The organism is Pseudoxanthomonas jiangsuensis (genome assembly GCF_010093185.1).
In the GTDB taxonomy this organism is placed as follows: domain Bacteria; phylum Pseudomonadota; class Gammaproteobacteria; order Xanthomonadales; family Xanthomonadaceae; genus Pseudoxanthomonas; species Pseudoxanthomonas jiangsuensis.
In genome coordinates, this window is sequence record NZ_PDWL01000003.1 from 147,554 (window position 1) to 163,076 (window position 15,523).

Below are 15,523 nucleotides of genomic sequence, written 5' to 3' on the forward strand. Positions count from 1 at the left end.
ATAATTAACGTAATTGCTAAATACACCGGCGCCGCGCTGCCGTCAAGCGGGTTCGTCGCGGATGGCCTTCCGCGGGCCGGGCGTCAGCCGGCCGGCGCCGCACGCACCGGTAGCGGCACGTTGCACAGGTCGATGTGCCCGGCCGGACGCTTGTAGAAGTCGTCGCGGCGATTGCGGCGGGATTCGACCAGCTCGCGGAAGGTCGCGCTGTCGGTGCGCAGCAGCTGCAGGGTGCTGCGTTGGGCCGGCGGCAGCTCGCTGGCCAGGCGCACCGCGCGGATCGGCGTGCGCCGGGCGGCCTCTTCGTGGAAGCCCATCGGCTCGGGGCCGCGCGGCAGTGCGCTGAGCCGCTCGATGCCCTGGATCACCCGGCCCACCAGGGTGATGTTGCGGTCCAGCTGCCGCGGCGACTGCCCGATCACCACGTACAGCTCGGCGCCCAGGCTGCTGTCGGCCTCCAGGTTGCGGCCGGCGCCGACCGCGCCGTAGCAGTGCGCCAGCCAGGCCTTGCCGGCATCCGGATCACGGCCGGCGGCGAAACCGTCGACGAAGCCGGCCTGCGGCGCCCAGCCGTCGGCATCGGGCAGCGGCTCGAAGGCCAGGCCCGCGGCGTCGCGCTCGAACTCGGCCGGCAGTTTCCGCTTCGCCGTGCCCAGCGGCTTGGCCCTGGCCGCATCGTCCGCGTCGGCGTCGCCGAACTGGGCCACGAAGTTGTCCTGGACCCGGTAGATGCTGGTGCCGTCCCAGAAGCCCTCGCGTGCCAGGGTGCGGATGTTGGCCACGTGCGCCGGGGCGAAGCCGGGCGCCAGCTCGATCACCACCCGGCCCGCGTCCAGCTCCAGGTAGAGGGTGTTCTCCGGGTCCGGCGAGCGCCAGTCGGCGGCCGGCGAGGCGTCGAGGATTTCCTGCATGCCGCGGTAGGGCGCGGCGGCGCCGGGCTGCGGCAGCGCCGCGACGAGGGTGGCGAGCAGGCAGGCGGACAGCAGCGGGCGCAGGCGCATGGGCGGACCGATCGGCGGGAAGGTCCCGATTCTGGCCGCCGGCGGCCGCGCCTGCCAGCCGCGGCGCAGGACCGGTCGTCAGGCGTCATGACTACCGGCACATCCGCTATACCGGACTTGATACTAGATTGCCCTCCAACCTAGCGGTACAGGCCCGGAGGCCGCGATGAACGGGGTCGAGACCCAGCTTAAGAAGTTCCAGAAGGAGCTCAGCGCCGGGACCGTGTCCCTGGCGCTGCTGGCGGTGCTGGCCCGTGCCGGCGAGCCCCTGTACGGCTACCTGATCGCCAAGCGCCTGGAGCAGGTGGGCGAGGGCGTGCTCAGCGGCAAGCAGAGCGCGCTGTACCCGGTGCTGCGCAACCTGGAGGGCGCCGGCCTGCTCGACAGCCACGTCGAGCCCTCCGTGTCCGGGCCGCCGCGACGCTACTACCGCATCACCGCCGCGGGCCGCGAGGTCCTGGCGCAATGGGCCGCCGCCTGGCGCGCCACCCGCGACTCCGTCGATTCCGTGCTTGAGGGGACCTGAGATGAACACCGAACACGCCCATGCCCGGCCGCTGCCGACCACCATCCCCGGGTACCTGGAGCAGCTGCGCCAGGCCCTGCGCGGTGCCGATCCGGCGCTGGTCCAGGACGCGCTGTACGACGCCGAGGAATACCTGCGCTCGGAACTGGCCGAGCAGTCCGGCAAGGACGAGGCCGAGGTCATCGCCGCGGTCGCCGGCAGCTACGGCGCGCCGGAGGAGGTGGCCGACATCTACCGCCAGACCGAGGTCACCGTGAACCGCGCCCTGCGCCCGCCGCAGGCGCCGAGGCGGCGCTCGCTGGCCGGACGCTTCTTCGGCGTGGCCGCCGACCCCTACACCTACGGCAGCCTGTTCTACATGCTGCTGGCGCTGGCCACCGGCATCTTCTACTTCACCTGGGTGGTCACCGGCGTCAGCCTGTCGGCCGGCCTGCTGGTGCTGATCGTCGGCATCCCCCTGCTGCTGCTGTTCCTGATGTCGGTGCGGCTGCTGTCGCTGGTGGAGGGACGGGTGGTCGAGGTCCTGCTCGGCGAGCGCATGCCGCGGCGGCCGCTGTACACCCAGCGCGACAAGCCCTGGCTGAAGCGGATCGGCGAGATGTTCACCGACGCGCGCACCTGGAGCGCGATGGCCTACATGCTGCTGATGCTGCCGCTGGGCACCGCCTACTTCAGCATCGTGGTCACCTTGTTGAGCGTGGCGCTGGGCCTGGTGGCCGCGCCGTTCGCCCCGCTGTTCGGAGTCGAGGGCTACGTGCTGCACATCGACGGCGTGGACCTGCTGCAGGGCAACGCCTGGTGGGTGCTGCCGCTGCTCGCGCTGGCCGGGGTGCTGCTGCTGTTCGCCACCCTGCACCTGGCCCGCGGCGTCGGCCGCTTCCACGGCTGGCTGGCCAAGCACCTGCTGGTGCGCAACCCGGTGGTGTGAATGCAAACGGAAAGCCCCGCGCAAGGCGGGGCTTCTCGCTGATCGCGCTGGCGCAGCCGGCCTCAGCCGTCGTGCCGGGCGATGAAGTCGCGCACCTGCGGATAGACCTTCTCGCGCCAGCGGCGGCCGCTGAAGATGCCGTAGTGGCCGGCGCCCTCCACGGTCAGGTGCTGCTGCTTGGCCTTGGGGATGCCGGTGCACAGGTCGTGCGCCGCCGCGGTCTGGCCGACCCCGGAGATGTCGTCCAGCTCGCCCTCGATGCTCATCAGCGCGGTGCCCTTGATCGCCGCCGGCTTTACCAGCTCGCCGCCGACCTTCCACTTGCCGCGCGGCAGCAGGAATTCCTGGAACACCGTGCGGATGGTGTCCAGGTAGTATTCGGCCGGCATGTCCAGCACCGCGTTGTACTCGTCGTAGAAGCGGCGGTGCGAGTCGGCGTCCTGCAGGTCGCCCTTGACCAGGTCCGAATAGAAGTCCCAGTGCGACATGAAGTGGCGGCTGGGGTTCATGGCGATGAAGCCGGCGTGCTGCAGGAAGCCCGGGTAGACCTCGCGGCCCTGGCCCGGGTACGGCGGTGGCACCGTGTGGATGACGTTGTTCTCGAACCACGACAGCGGATTGCGCGTGGCCAGGTTGTTGACCGCGGTCGGGCTGCGGCGGGCGTCGATCGGCCCGCCCATCATCACCAGCGAGCGCGGCACCGGCTCGCCGCGCGCGGCCATCAGCGAGACCGCGGCCAGCACCGGCACGGTGGGCTGGCACACGCTGATCACGTGCAGGTCGGCCGCACCGATGTGGCGGATGAAGTCCTCGACGTAGGCGACGTAGTCGTCCAGGCCGAACGCGCCGTCCTCGGCCGGGACCATGCGCGCGTCGACCCAGTCGGTGACGTAGACCTTGTGGTCGCGCAGCAGGGTGCGCACGGTGTCGCGCAGCAGGGTGGCGTGGTGGCCGGACAGGGGCGCGACCACCAGCACCACCGGGTCGTCCTTGAGCGCGGCGATGGTGGCCGCGTCGTCGCTGTAGCGCTTGAAGCGCACCAGCCGGCAGAACGGCTTGCGCACCACCTCCTGCTCCAGCACCGGCACCTTGTGGCCTTCGACCTCGACCTCGTGGATGTTCCACGGCGGCTTCTCGTAGTCCTTGCCGAGCCGGTGCACCAGCTCGTTGCCGGCGGCCACCCGCTCGGCGCCCGGCAGCGAGGAGGCCCAGCTGGACGGGTCGGAGAAGATGCGGGCGTTGGCCTCGGCCAGGTGCACCCAGGGGGCCATCATCGCGCGGTTGAGTTCGTGCAGTTGGTAGAGCATGGAAATGCCACGCTTGCGCTGGGGTTGTTGCATTGCACCATCCTAACCCGGATCGGCCCGGGGCGGTGCGAGTGTCGCAAATCGTGGTGAGATCGTGGCATCCCGGCCGCGCGAACCGGCGGCACCGTGCGGCGCCGCCGGCCGTCCGGCTATTCGTCGCCGCGGCGCAGCCAGGCGTACAGCACTCCGCCGAGGGCGCCGCCGACCAGCGGCGCGACCCAGAACAGCCACAGCTGGCCCAGCGCGCCGGAACCGGCGAACACCGCTACGCCGGTGGAGCGGGCCGGGTTCACCGAGGTGTTGGTCACCGGAATGCTGATCAGGTGGATCAGGGTCAGGGCCAGGCCGATGGCGATCGGGGCGAACCCGACCGGCGCCCGGCCGTGGGTGGCGCCCATGATCACCACCAGGAAGAACGCGGTCAGCACCACCTCGCACAGGAACGCGGCGCCGACGGTGTAGCCGCCCGGCGAGAGCACGCCGTAGCCGTTGCTGGCGAACGCGCCCGGCGCGCTGGGATCGATCGCGAAGCCGCCGCCGCCCTTGGCGATCTGCAGCAGGATGAAGCCGGCGGCGATCGCGCCCAGCACCTGGGCGACGATGTACGGCGCCAGGTCGCGCGCCGGGAAGCGGCCGCCGACCCACAGGCCGACGCTGACCGCGGGATTGAAATGGCCGCCGGAGATCTGGCCGAAGGTGTAGGCGCCGGTCAGCACGGTCAGGCCGAAGGCCAGGGCCACGCCGACGAAGCCGATCCCGAGCGGGTTGCCGTCGCCGCCGAACTTCGCCGCCAGCACCGCACTGCCGCATCCGCCCAGCACCAGCCACAGCGTGCCGAGGAACTCGGCCGCGCATCGCTTGCTCAGAGTCATGATCGATCGTCCCCATGGATAGCCCGCAACGGGCGAGCCGAGGGTACGCCTCCGCGCGCCGGCCGGCGTTGCGCTCCGGTTAAACGGAGCCGCGGCGGCTCAGCGCTGCGGCAGCGGGATGAACTCGTCGTCGCCCTCGATCCTGCCGAAGCGGCCGTCCAGCCAGTCCTGCTTGGCCTGCTCGATCCGCTCCTTGGAACTGGAGACGAAGTTCCACCACAGGTGGCGGTGGCCGTCCAGCGGCTCGCCGCCGAGCAGCATCGCCTTCAGCGGGGTCTTGGCCCGCAGCTTCGGCCGGGTGCGGGGATCGGGCAGGACCAGGTGCCGCGCCGGGATGTCGACGCCGTCCAGCTGGGCCTCGCCCTCGAGGATGTAGAGCGCGCGCTCGACGTGGCCGTGGTCGAGCGCCAGCTCGGCGTCCGGTTCCAGGTCGATGGCCACGTTGAGGGTGTCGGCGAACACCTTCACCGGCGACTCCTCGCCATAGGCGCGGCCGGCGATCACCCGCAGCCAGGCGCCGTCGCGGCGCTGCTGCGGCAGGGTGGCGGCGGCGTGGTGGTAGAACGCCGGCGCGGTCTCCTCGTGCGCCTTCGGCAGGGCCACCCAGGTCTGCATGCCGTGGGCCAGGCTGCCGGCGGCGCGCTCGGGCGCCGGGGTGCGTTCGGAATGGGCGATGCCGCGGCCGGCGGTCATCCAGTTCACGTCGCCGGGGCGGATGACCTGCTCCGAACCCAAGGTGTCGCGGTGGTTGATCGCGCCCGACCAGAGGAAGGTGACGGTGGCCAGGCCGATGTGCGGGTGCGGGCGCACGTCCAGGCCGCGGCCGTGCTCGAACACCACCGGTCCCATGTGGTCGACGAACACGAACGGGCCGACGCTGCGCGCCTGGATCGTGGGCACTGCGCGGCGGACCACGAAGCCGTCGCCGAGGTCATGCACGCGCGGTTCGATGATCGTGGTCATGGCGGGCTCCGTGGGCTGGCAGGCCGGGAGGATGGCACGGATCGCGCGGCCGCCGCCGCGCCGGCGGAGGGACGCATCGTTGCGTGCGTGTGCCTGGCATGCACACCCCTGTAGGAGCCGGTCTTGCCGGCGACCATGGAGGCGGACGGATCGCTGGCAACCGGTTTCACGCAGACGTATCCGCCATGGCGGTCGCCGGCAAGACCGGCTCCTACGCCGGCTGGCGGTCGCGGCGCGAGGCCAGGCGGTCGGCCAAGCGGGTGGGCTCGGGCAGGCGGTAGCCGGCGAGGAAGCGCATCACCAGCTCCACCGCGCCCTCGAGCGAGACCCGGTGCCCGGGCGAGACGATCAGCGGATTGCAGCGCGGCTTGCTGCGCAGGGCGAAGCCGACCGTCTCGCCGCGGTGCACGATCGGACTGCGTTCGCCGGGCTGCGGCCCGGGCGGATCGAAGTGGCCGCAGAGCAGGCTCTTGCCCACGCCCAGGCTGGGCAAGCCGGTGGCCACGCCGAAGTGCGCGGCGATCCCCAGCCGGCGCGGATGGGCGATGCCCTGGCCATCGACCATGACCAGGTCGGGCGCGGCCGCCAGCATGCCCAGCGCTTGCAGCAGGGCCGGCAGCTCGCGGAAGCTGAGCAGGCCCGGCACGTAGGGCATCGAGGTCGGCACCCGCGCCACGTGCGATTCGAGCGGCTGCAGCGACTGCGCGTCGAGCAGGACCACGGCCGCGCGGGTGGTCGCGCCTTGGTCCTCGAAACCGACGTCGAAGCCGGCCACCGTGCGCAGCGGCTGCACGAAGCCGTCGGCGAGGGATACCCGCTCCGCGAGTCCGGCCTGCAGCGCGCGGGCGCCGGCGATGCTGCCGTCCCAGCCGGGGAAGGGATCGGACGCGGAGGCGGATGCGGTCATGGCTCGATTATGGCCGTGGCCGGTGAAGCGCAGGCGATGGCGTGTCGTCGAACGACACCATCCGTGACAGCTGCAACGACCCCGGCGATCCTCGCGCCCCGCCGCTACAATCGGCCTCCCGCTTTTTCCCGTACCGGAGATCCCCCAGTGACCCGCAAGCTCGTCCTGCTGCGCCACGGCCAGAGCCAGTGGAACCTCGAGAACCGCTTCACCGGCTGGGTCGACGTCGACCTGACCGAGCAGGGCCGCACCGAGGCCGCCGCCGGCGGCGCGCTGATGCGCGAGGAAGGCCTGCGCTTCGACGTGGCGTTCACCTCCACCCTCAAGCGCGCCATCCGCACCCTGAACCTGGCGCTGGGCGAGCTGGACCAGGACTGGCTGCCGGTGCACAAGAGCTGGCGCCTCAACGAGCGCCACTACGGCGCCCTGCAGGGCCTGGACAAGGCCGAGACCGCCGCCAAGCACGGCGAGGAGCAGGTCAAGATCTGGCGCCGCTCCTACGACATCCCGCCGCCGCCGATGGCGCTGGACGACCCCGGCCACCCGGCCAACGATCCGCGCTACGCCGGCCTCGACCGCCAGGCGCTGCCCTCGACCGAGTCGCTGGCCACCACCCTGGAGCGGGTGCTGCCGTACTGGCACGACGCCATCGCCCCGCAGCTGAAGGCCGGCAAGACCGTGCTGGTCGCCGCCCACGGCAACTCCCTGCGCGCGCTGTACAAGTACCTCAACGAGGTGTCGCAGGAGGAGATCCTGGAGCTCAACATCCCGACCGGCATCCCGCTGCTGTTCGAGCTGGACGACGAGCTGAAGGTGGTCTCCCACCGTTACCTGGGCGACCCGGAAGCGGCGAAGCGGGCCGCCGAGGCGGTGGCCAACCAGGGCAAGGCGAAGTAGCGCTCGCACTCCCGTTCCCGGCTTCGAACGACACCCGGCTCCGGCCGGGTGTTTTCGTTTCGGCGCCCGGCTCTTGTGCAATGAGAGTGATTCGCATTTAATATGCGCGCAGTTTCTGTCCCCTGGACGGGACAGGCGCCTGGCCCGCCAGGGCGCGCCGTGGTCCGGAACCCGGCAACTGGCAGTGGACTGCACGCGGCGGGAAGCCTTGGCCACCGGTACGCCGGCCCGTGTCTGCCCGCTTTCCCCCGGTCCGCCAAGTCTCTCCGTCGATCCGCATCCCATGCTTCCGTCCTGCCTGCCGTGTCCCCTGGCTCCCCGCTCTTCCGCACCGGCGTCGGCGCAGCCTGGCCTGCGCGCGGCGATCGCCGTGGTCTTCGTCGCCATGGCCGCCGCCGCCCACGCGGCACCGCAGGAGGCGCGCGACGAGGCCGGCCGCGGCGACGCGCGCGACCCGGTGACCGAGCTGGATGCGGTGGCCGTGCACGGCGAGCGGCAGGGCCTGGGCCTGGACACGGTGGCCGGCCAGGGCGCCCTCGGCGCCAGGGCGCTGATCGACACCCCGTTCTCGGTGACCGTGGTCGATCAGGAGGACATCGCCCGGCGCCAGGCGGTCACCCTCGGCCAGATCTTCATCAACGACCCGTCCGTGACCACCGCCGATGCCGGCGGCACCACCAACTGGTGGGGCCTGAAGATCCGCGGCCTGGGCGTGCGCAGCTACTACGTCGACGGCGTGCCGATGCTGATGGAGTGGGGCGGCGAGTTCCCGGTCGAGGCGGTGGAATCGGTGCAGGCGCTCAAGGGCCTGGGTGGCTTCATGTACGGCTTCGGCTCGCCGGGCGGGATCATCAGCTACCAGCTGAAGAAGCCCACCGACGCGCCCTTGCTGGCCACCACCTTCGGCTACCGCAGCGACGGCGTGTTCTCGGCGCACGTGGACGCCGGCGGCCGGGTGGCCGGCGCCGGTTCGCCCGGCTACCGGATCAATGCCGCGGCCGAGCATGGAGAGGCCTACAACGGCGCGCAGGTCGACCGCGAGCTGGTCTCGCTGGCCCTGGTCCAGCCCCTCGGCGAGCGCCTGACCTGGCGGTTCGACGGCTTCCACGAGGACAGCCGCCTGGGTGGCGAGCCGATCCTGTTCTACTGGGACCTGTACCAAGGCCGGCGCCCGCCCGCGCCGACCTACGACTACCGCGACGTGTCGGTGCGCAACGCGTTCTACAAGACCCAGACCGCGCACGCGACCACCGGCCTGGAGTGGCGCATCAACGAGGCCTGGAGCGTGGACTTCAGCCTCGGCCACAGCCGCCGCGAGCACTACTCCAACAAGATGTTCGCCGACCTGCTCAACGCCGAGGGCGATTACTCGGGCAGCGCGTACAACTTCGCCGGCGTCCTGCGCAATACCTTCTCCCGCCTGCTGGTGCAGGGTCGGCTGCAGACCGGCGCGATCGGCCACGAGCTGGCCCTGGGCGCCGACTACCAGCGCGCCACCGACCAGTGGGGCAGGGAGTGGTACTGGAGCAACGACTTCGACGGCAACCTGTACCGGCCGCAGACGTTCCTGGTCACCCGCGACTTCGACTTCAGCCTGGAGCCGGTCAGCGCCGACACCCGGCAGAAGGCGCTGTTCGCCAGCGACACCCTGCACCTGGGCCGGCATTGGCAGGCGGTGCTCGGCCTGCGCAGCACGGATTTCGAGATGCTCGACCTGGACGGCGACCCAGGCTACGACTCCGGCTACGACGTCCGCGCGACCACCCCCACCGCGGCGGTGATCTACAAGCCGTCGGCGCGCACCGCGCATCGAGGACGTCTCGCCCGAGTACGCCGACTACCGCGGCAACCGCCCGGCCGGCGCCTCGCGCCTGCAGGCGCTGGCCAACGCCGAATACCGTGTGCCGGGGGTGCAGGGCCTGAGCCTGCACGGCAACGTGCGCTACTTCGGCGATGCCTGGTACGCCGACGACAACCGCGTCTCCAGTCCGTCCTACGCCCTGGCCGGGGTCGGCTTCCAGTACCGCACCATCCTGGCCGGCCGCCCGGCCCTGCTGACCGGCAACGTCAACAACCTGTTCGACCGCAAGTACTGGCAGCTGGGTGCGCTGGGCGAGGCCCGCAACGGCTCGCTGAGCCTGCGCATCGACTGGTGACCGGCCGCTCTCCTTCTTCCGAATTCCGCACCGCATTCAAGACAAGGTAACTCCCCCATGATGTTCCCGACCCGCCTTTCCAACCGCCGCCCGGCCTCCCGCGCCCTGGCCGGCGGCCGCCTGCCGCTCGCGATCGCGCTCGCCCTGGCCTGTACCTCCGGTGCGGCGCTGGCCGCACCCCAGGATGCCGCCGGTGCAGCCACCGCCACCGCGACCGACCTGGACGCGGTGCTGGTGGTTGCCCAGCGCGCCGAGCGCGTCAGCAACGGCGCCACCAACCTCGACCTGGCGATCAAGGACACCCCGCAGTCGATCAGCGTGGTCAGTGCCGAGCAGATGCGCCAGTTCGGCGCCACCAGCGTCAACGATGCGCTGCGCCTGGCCACCGGCGTGCAGGTCGACGAATGGGAGACCAACCGCACCACCTACAGCGCGCGTGGCTTCGACATCCTCAACACCCAGCTCGACGGCGTCGGTCTGCCCAACGCTGGGGCGTGTCCACCGGCGCGTTCGACACCTTCGGCTACGAGAAGGTGGAGGTGATCCGCGGCGCCAACGGCCTGCTGACCGGCGTCGGCAACGCCGCCGGCACCATCAACTACGTGCGCAAGCGCCCGACCAACGAGGCCCAGGGCTCGCTTGGCCTGAGCTATGGCTCGTGGGGCACGGTGCGCGCCGAAGTCGACTACTCGACCCCGTTCACCGACGACGGCCGCTGGGCCGGACGCGTGGTCGCCGCGCACGAGGACGGCGAAAGCTGGCTGCGCGCCAACGAGAACAGCCGCCACTACCTCTACGGCGTGGTCGACGGCCAGATCGGCGAGAACGGCACCCTGACCCTGGGTTACTCGTACCAGCGGGCCAAGTCCGACGGCATCATGTGGGGCGCGCTGACCTTCATGGACAGCGACGGCACCCAGAACGCGTGGCCGACCAGCGCCTCGACCACCCAGGACTGGACCTACTGGGACACCACCAACCAGACCGCCTTCGCCGAATACGCCCACCAGCTCGGCCAGGACTGGCAGCTGAAGGTGTCGTACAACTACCGCCGCGCCACCGGCGACGAGAACATGTTCTACGCCTTCCTGCGCGACACGGACGAGGACGGCACCGCCGAGGCCCTGGATCCGGCCACCGGCCTGGGCCTGTACGGCTATCCGTGGGGTGGCAAGGACGAGGCGACCATGCACCTGGGCGCGGTCACCCTCAACGGCCACTTCGAGCTGTTCGGCCGCGACCAGGAGGCGATGCTGGGCCTGAGCGTGGCCCGCAGCGAATCGGACAGCTGGGAACGCAGCGCGGACTTCTCCTCGCCGGCCTGGGGCGCGCTGCCGCCGTTCCCGTACGCCGCCAACGCCATTCCCGAGCCGGCCTGGAGCGAGCTGTCGCTCTATTCGGTGCTGAACCAGCGCCTGAAGCGCGCGTTCGGCGCAACCCGGATCGCACTGAGCGAGCGGCTCAAGGCCATCGTCGGCGTCAACTACGCCGAGTACCGCCGCAACGGCAATTCGTATGCGCTGGCCTTCGACCAGACCACCCGCCACACCAGCCCCTACGGCGGCCTGACCTTCGACTTCAGCGACCAGGTCCTGGGCTATGTCAGCTATTCGGACATCTACCAGCCGCAGGACCAGGTCGACGCCAACGACCGCTACCTCGACGCCAGCAAGGGCGTGAACTACGAGGCCGGGATCAAGGCGCAGTGGCTGGACCAGCGGCTGCTGACCACCCTGGCCGTGTTCAAGGCCGACCAGCAGGGCCTGGCCACGCCCACCGGCGAGTACAACGAGTTCGGCTCGACCATCTACGCCCCGGTGGACGTGCGCTCCAAGGGCGTGGAGCTGGAGGCGGTCGGCAGGCTCAACGACCACCTCGACCTGGTGTTCGGCTACACCGCGCTGAAGCTGGACGGCCTGAACGGCGACGACACCTATTCCTGGGTGCCGCGGCGTACCGCCAACCTGCTGCTCAGCGGCCGCCTGCCCGGCTACGAAGCGATCTCCTGGGGCGTCGGCGGGCGCTGGCAGAGCGACATCTTCAACGTCGAAGCCAGCGGCTTCCGCGTGCGCCAGGGCAGCTACCTGGTGGGCAACGCGTTCGCCGCCTGGGACTTCCTGCCCAATGCCACGCTCCAGGTCAACGTCAACAACCTCGGCGACGAGAAGTACATCAACACCCTGCGCTACAGTGGCTACTACGGCGCGCCGCGCAACTATTCGCTGAGCCTGAGCTGGCGGTTCTGATCGCCGCGCCGCCCCGCAGACACCCCGCCGCCGCCATGTCCAGCACCCCTGCCATCGCCGCTTCCCCCCGGTCCCCGCGCCTGCAACTGGCGGCGCGGGTCGCCGCCGCCGTGCTCGGCGGCTACGCCTTCACCTGGGGCTTCATCGCCGCGGCCATGGCGCTGCTGTTCAAGGCGGGGATGGAGTTCCACGACGCCGAGTTCCTGGCCAGCGCACTGGGGCTGCTGCTGTACCTGGTCGCGTTCCTGTGGACCATCGGCGGCCGCGGCCGGCTGGCGGTGGCCTGGCTGGTGCTGGCCGGCGGCGGGGCGGTCCTGGCGGCCGTCGGCTCGCTGGTCCAGGCGACCCTGGTCTGATCCCCATGTCCAGCGGAGAGACTGCCGTGTTCCAGAGCTTCCGCCAGGCCATGGCCTGGTTGCATACGTGGTTCGGGCTGGTGCTCGGCTTCGTGCTGATGGCCGCGTTCTTCTTCGGTGCGCTGTCGGTGTTCGACCGCGAGATCGACCGCTGGGCGATCCCGTCCACGCGCTTCGAGCCGCAGCCGATGCCCTCGTTCGAGCAGGTGCTGCGGCCGGCGTTCGAGCGCATGCGGCCTTCGCAGGCCGACATCGACGCGATGCGGCCGCGGGTGAACGGGCCGATGCCCGAGCGCTTCGATACCGTCAACTACTGGAGCGCCTACACCACCCACCGCGACCCGGTGCTGGCGGTGTACGCCGGTTACGAGGTGCCCAACGCCAAGGACCCCGACGAGGGCATCTGGGCCTACAACACCATCGACCCGCGCGACGGCACCCCGCTGCCGGACGACCGGCTCAAGATCGGCAGCGGCTTCTTCTACCCGCTGCACTACAGCCTGACCCTGGACTGGAAGGGCCTGGGCTACTGGATCGTGGGCTTCTCGGCGCTGGTGATGCTGGCCGCGCTGGTCAGCGGCGTGGTCATGCACCGCAGGATCTTCCGCGAGCTGTTCACCTTCCGCCCGGGCAAGGCCCGGCTGCGAAGCCTGCTGGACCTGCACAACCTCACCGGGGTGGTCGCACTGCCGTTCCACTTCTTCTTCGCCTTCACCGGCCTGCTGATCTTCGCCAGCGCCTATTACTTCCCGGTCGGCCACACCCAGCTGCATGACCTGCACGAGCTGCACGAAAGGCAGGAGGTCGAGTCGATGGGCCTGCCGCACGGGCGCGCCGGAGTGGCGGCCGGGCTGGCCGACGTCGACGCGATGGTGGCCGAAGCCCGTCGCCGCTGGGAGGCGCGCGGCATGGCCGGCGATGTCGGCTTCCTGGTCCTGACCCATGTCGGCGACGCGAACGGCTACGTCAGCGTCTACCGCGCCGGCACCGACCGGATCGCGCTGGTGGGGCAGGGCATCCACTTCAAGGCCGCCGACGGCGCGCTGCTGCGCGAGGATCCCCCGGCCACCGCGGCCGGCGGCGTCAACGAGTTCCTGACCGGCCTGCACCTGCAGCACTTCCGCCACTGGCTGCTGCGCTGGATGTACGTGCTCGGCGGGCTGCTCGGCGCGGTGTGCATCGCCACCGGCTTCCTGTTCTTCGTGCAGAAGCGCAAACGCCAGCATGCCGCCGAGGGACGCCAGGGCGCACGCGTGGTCGATGCGCTGGCGGTGGCCTCGGTCACCGGCATGGTGGTGGCCGCGCTGGGCATCCTGGTCGCCAACCGGCTGCTGCCCGAAGGCCTGCCGGCGCGCGGGGACTGGGAGCGCTACGCGTTCTGGGGCAGCTGGCTGCTGGCCCTGCTGCACGCGGCCTGGCGCAGCGCACCGGTGGCGCGCGGCCTGTCCAACCCGGCCTGGCGCGAGCAGGCCTGGGCGATCGTCGCGCTGGCCTTGGCCGCGGTGCTGCTGAACTGGATCACCACCGGCGACCACCTGCTGCGGACCCTGGGCGCCGGCTACTGGCCGGTGGCCGGGTTCGACCTGGCCCTGCTGGCCGCCGCCGCGATCGCCTTCGCCAGCGCGCGCCGACTCGGCCGCCGCGCCGAGGCGCCGGCCGCGGAGGCACCGCGCAAGCGGGAGGCCGCCCATGCATGAGCCCTCGGATGCGGCCTGGCTGCTGGCCGCCGCGCTGGCCGCCAGCGTGGCCGGCATGGGCTGGCTGGCGCTGGCCATGGACGTGCATGCCCGCCAGGTCTGGGGCCGGGCGCTGGCCCCGGCCGGCGCGCGCGTCCTGCGGATCCTGGGCTGGCTGGGCCTGGCCGTCGCCCTGACCCTGTGCCTGGCCGCAGACCATCCCTCGATGGCGGCCCTGGTGTGGGTGATGGCCCTGGCCGGCGCGGCCGCGGGCGTGGCCTTCGTCCTGGCCTGGCGCGCGCGCTGGCTGGGGATGCTGGCGCCGTGGGTGCGGGCACCGAAACGCTAGAGGGAAGCCCTCGCCAGGGCGAAGGCGGCCGCCTCCACGTCGCCGCGGGCACTGCCGGAATTGGCCATGACCGCCACCGCCAGCCCGCGATCGGGCACCAGCAGCAGGAACGCCGCCGCACCGGTCTGGCTGCCGCCGTGATGCACGACCCGCAAGGGCCTGCCGCCGGCCGCCAGCCGCGGATCGTCCTCCACCCGCCAGCCCAGGGCGTAGTGCTGCGGATTGGGGCTGCCGTCGGCCAGCGGCTGCGGCGTCCACAGGATGCGCAGCGCGGCCTCGTCCAACAGCTTGCCACCGAGCAGCGTGGCGCCCAGCCGGGCCAGGTCGGTCGGCGTGCTCACCAGGCCGCCGCCGGCGATCCGGCAGCTCGAATCCAGCGGATGGGCCCGGGTGTAGCGCCCCTGCCGGCCTTCGTAGAACGCGGCCCGGCCGGGCATCGCACCGTCGCGGTCCACGCCGGTGGCGATCATGCCTGCCGGGTCCAGCACTTCCTGCCGCAGCAGGTCCGGGAACGGGCGGTCGGCCGCGCCCTCCATCACCCGCGACAGCAGGATGTAGCCGAACGTGGAATAGCCGAAGCCGGCGCCCGCGGCGAACTGCAGGGGATCGTCCTTGAAGAGGTCCAGGCCGGCGGCGACGTCGGGGCAATCGTGCATGGCAAGCGCCTCGTGCCAGCCCGGCCACCACTGCGGTGTCTGCGCGTAGTGGCGGATGCCGGCGGTATGCGAGGCCAGCTGGCGCGCGCTCAGGTCAGCCAGCGCCGGGGGCAGGCCGGCGACATGGCGCTCCGCCGGCGCATCCAGGTCGATGCGGCCTTCGGCGGCCAGCCGCATCAGGGCCACGGCGGTGATCGGCTTGGCCACGCTGCCGGTGCGGTAGCGGGAAGCCGGGGTGGCGGGCTGCCGGCTTTCGACCTCCGCCCAGCCGCTGGCGCCGGCCCAGCGCCTGCCGTCGACGTGTGCGATCGCGGCCGAAAGCGAGGGTACGCCGGCGTCGGTACGCGCCTGGCGGAGCACCGCCATCAGCTGCGCGGCATCGGCCTCCGGCATGCCGGGCGTGCGGGACTGGCTTTCCTGGCCGGCGCCCACCCCGGGCAGCCGGTGCAGGGGCCAGGACCAGAGCGCCAGGAAGGCCAGGGTGGGCCCGGCCACGATCAGGACCAGCGCGGCGAGCGCCAGCAGCGCGCGCTTCAGGGTTTTGCGCCTGGAGCCGAAAGCGGAGATTCGGGTGCCCGTCATGTCGGTCCGTCCTGGAAGCTGCCGCGACTGTAGTCAGCGCGACCGCCGGCGTGACCTGCCGGAAGTCAGAAAATCCCTGCACGCGGCGACCGCGCGCCGCT

General features: G+C 71.5%; 15 protein-coding genes. 9 read left to right on the forward strand and 6 right to left on the reverse strand.

What is annotated here, in order from left to right; genetic code table 11:
* Nucleotides 1-83 precede the first annotated feature (83 nt).
* Nucleotides 84-1,001, reverse strand: coding sequence for a peptidylprolyl isomerase (locus tag CSC62_RS03225; protein ID WP_162404725.1), 918 nt, complete (start codon nucleotides 999-1,001; stop codon nucleotides 84-86).
* Nucleotides 1,002-1,167: 166 nt separating this feature from the next.
* Here CSC62_RS03225 and CSC62_RS03230 point away from each other — a divergent pair, with 166 nt between their 5' ends.
* Nucleotides 1,168-1,527, forward strand: a complete 360-nt coding sequence (locus CSC62_RS03230; RefSeq protein ID WP_162404726.1) for a PadR family transcriptional regulator — start codon at nucleotides 1,168-1,170, stop codon at nucleotides 1,525-1,527.
* Nucleotide 1,528: 1 nt separating this feature from the next.
* Nucleotides 1,529-2,455 carry a sensor domain-containing protein gene (locus CSC62_RS03235; RefSeq protein WP_162404727.1) on the forward strand — a complete coding sequence of 309 codons (927 nt, stop codon included), beginning with the start codon at nucleotides 1,529-1,531 and terminating at the stop codon, nucleotides 2,453-2,455.
* 62 nt (nucleotides 2,456-2,517) lie between these two features.
* On the opposite strand, the gene CSC62_RS03240 is transcribed toward CSC62_RS03235, so the two are convergent.
* The 4 genes from CSC62_RS03240 to nfi form a co-directional block, all read right to left on the reverse strand.
* Nucleotides 2,518-3,762, reverse strand: coding sequence for a polyhydroxyalkanoate depolymerase (locus CSC62_RS03240; protein WP_162404800.1), 1,245 nt, complete (start codon nucleotides 3,760-3,762; stop codon nucleotides 2,518-2,520).
* A gap of 149 nt (nucleotides 3,763-3,911) precedes the next feature.
* Nucleotides 3,912-4,634, reverse strand: coding sequence for an aquaporin Z (gene aqpZ, locus CSC62_RS03245; protein WP_162404728.1), 723 nt, complete (start codon nucleotides 4,632-4,634; stop codon nucleotides 3,912-3,914).
* A 99-nt stretch (nucleotides 4,635-4,733) separates the two neighbouring features.
* Nucleotides 4,734-5,597 (reverse strand): pirin family protein, encoded by an 864-nt coding sequence (locus CSC62_RS03250; RefSeq protein ID WP_162404729.1) that lies wholly within the window; start codon nucleotides 5,595-5,597, stop codon nucleotides 4,734-4,736.
* 211 nt (nucleotides 5,598-5,808) lie between these two features.
* Complete coding sequence (nfi, locus tag CSC62_RS03255; RefSeq protein ID WP_162404730.1) at nucleotides 5,809-6,681, reverse strand: deoxyribonuclease V; 873 nt, start codon at nucleotides 6,679-6,681, stop codon at nucleotides 5,809-5,811.
* Here nfi and gpmA point away from each other — a divergent pair.
* From gpmA to CSC62_RS03285, 7 genes are all read left to right on the forward strand, one after another.
* Nucleotides 6,652-7,401, forward strand: a complete 750-nt coding sequence (gpmA, locus tag CSC62_RS03260; protein WP_162404731.1) for a 2,3-diphosphoglycerate-dependent phosphoglycerate mutase — start codon at nucleotides 6,652-6,654, stop codon at nucleotides 7,399-7,401. The two genes, nfi and gpmA, sit on opposite strands and share 30 nt — an antisense overlap.
* Nucleotides 7,402-7,771: 370 nt before the next feature.
* The gene (locus CSC62_RS18225) at nucleotides 7,772-9,607 is read left to right on the forward strand and encodes a TonB-dependent siderophore receptor (RefSeq protein WP_343039596.1); all 1,836 of its coding nucleotides are present in this window, start codon (nucleotides 7,772-7,774) and stop codon (nucleotides 9,605-9,607) included.
* Between the two features lie 7 nt (nucleotides 9,608-9,614).
* Nucleotides 9,615-10,100, forward strand: a complete 486-nt coding sequence (locus CSC62_RS17975) for a TonB-dependent receptor plug domain-containing protein (protein ID WP_246194150.1) — start codon at nucleotides 9,615-9,617, stop codon at nucleotides 10,098-10,100.
* Nucleotides 10,052-11,803 carry a TonB-dependent siderophore receptor gene (locus CSC62_RS03270; protein ID WP_246194152.1) on the forward strand — a complete coding sequence of 584 codons (1,752 nt, stop codon included), beginning with the start codon at nucleotides 10,052-10,054 and terminating at the stop codon, nucleotides 11,801-11,803. The genes CSC62_RS17975 and CSC62_RS03270 overlap by 49 nt, the downstream gene beginning before the upstream one ends.
* 35 nt (nucleotides 11,804-11,838) lie before the next feature.
* Complete coding sequence (locus CSC62_RS03275) at nucleotides 11,839-12,159, forward strand: iron uptake protein (protein ID WP_162404732.1); 321 nt, start codon at nucleotides 11,839-11,841, stop codon at nucleotides 12,157-12,159.
* A 26-nt stretch (nucleotides 12,160-12,185) separates the two neighbouring features.
* Nucleotides 12,186-13,856 carry a PepSY-associated TM helix domain-containing protein gene (locus tag CSC62_RS03280; RefSeq protein ID WP_162404733.1) on the forward strand — a complete coding sequence of 557 codons (1,671 nt, stop codon included), beginning with the start codon at nucleotides 12,186-12,188 and terminating at the stop codon, nucleotides 13,854-13,856.
* Nucleotides 13,849-14,184: a DUF3325 domain-containing protein gene (locus CSC62_RS03285; RefSeq protein WP_162404734.1), complete on the forward strand. Its 336-nt coding sequence runs from the start codon at nucleotides 13,849-13,851 to the stop codon at nucleotides 14,182-14,184. The genes CSC62_RS03280 and CSC62_RS03285 overlap by 8 nt, the downstream gene beginning before the upstream one ends.
* Here the strand turns inward: CSC62_RS03285 and CSC62_RS03290 are convergent.
* On the reverse strand, nucleotides 14,181-15,422 hold the full coding sequence (locus CSC62_RS03290; protein ID WP_162404735.1) for a serine hydrolase domain-containing protein: 1,242 nt from the start codon (nucleotides 15,420-15,422) through the stop codon (nucleotides 14,181-14,183). The two genes, CSC62_RS03285 and CSC62_RS03290, sit on opposite strands and share 4 nt — an antisense overlap.
* Between the last annotated feature and the right edge of the window lie 101 nt (nucleotides 15,423-15,523).

Coding starts and splice junctions, on each gene's coding strand:
- CSC62_RS03225 (WP_162404725.1), bottom strand. CDS start 1,001: ATGCGCCTGCGCCCGCTGCTGTCCGCCTGCCTGCTCGCCACCCTCGTC.
- CSC62_RS03230 (WP_162404726.1), top strand. CDS start 1,168: ATGAACGGGGTCGAGACCCAGCTTAAGAAGTTCCAGAAGGAGCTCAGC.
- CSC62_RS03235 (WP_162404727.1), top strand. CDS start 1,529: ATGAACACCGAACACGCCCATGCCCGGCCGCTGCCGACCACCATCCCC.
- CSC62_RS03240 (WP_162404800.1), bottom strand. CDS start 3,762: ATGCTCTACCAACTGCACGAACTCAACCGCGCGATGATGGCCCCCTGG.
- aqpZ (WP_162404728.1), bottom strand. CDS start 4,634: ATGACTCTGAGCAAGCGATGCGCGGCCGAGTTCCTCGGCACGCTGTGG.
- CSC62_RS03250 (WP_162404729.1), bottom strand. CDS start 5,597: ATGACCACGATCATCGAACCGCGCGTGCATGACCTCGGCGACGGCTTC.
- CSC62_RS17975 (WP_246194150.1), top strand. CDS start 9,615: ATGATGTTCCCGACCCGCCTTTCCAACCGCCGCCCGGCCTCCCGCGCC.
- CSC62_RS03275 (WP_162404732.1), top strand. CDS start 11,839: ATGTCCAGCACCCCTGCCATCGCCGCTTCCCCCCGGTCCCCGCGCCTG.
- CSC62_RS03285 (WP_162404734.1), top strand. CDS start 13,849: ATGCATGAGCCCTCGGATGCGGCCTGGCTGCTGGCCGCCGCGCTGGCC.
- CSC62_RS03290 (WP_162404735.1), bottom strand. CDS start 15,422: ATGACGGGCACCCGAATCTCCGCTTTCGGCTCCAGGCGCAAAACCCTG.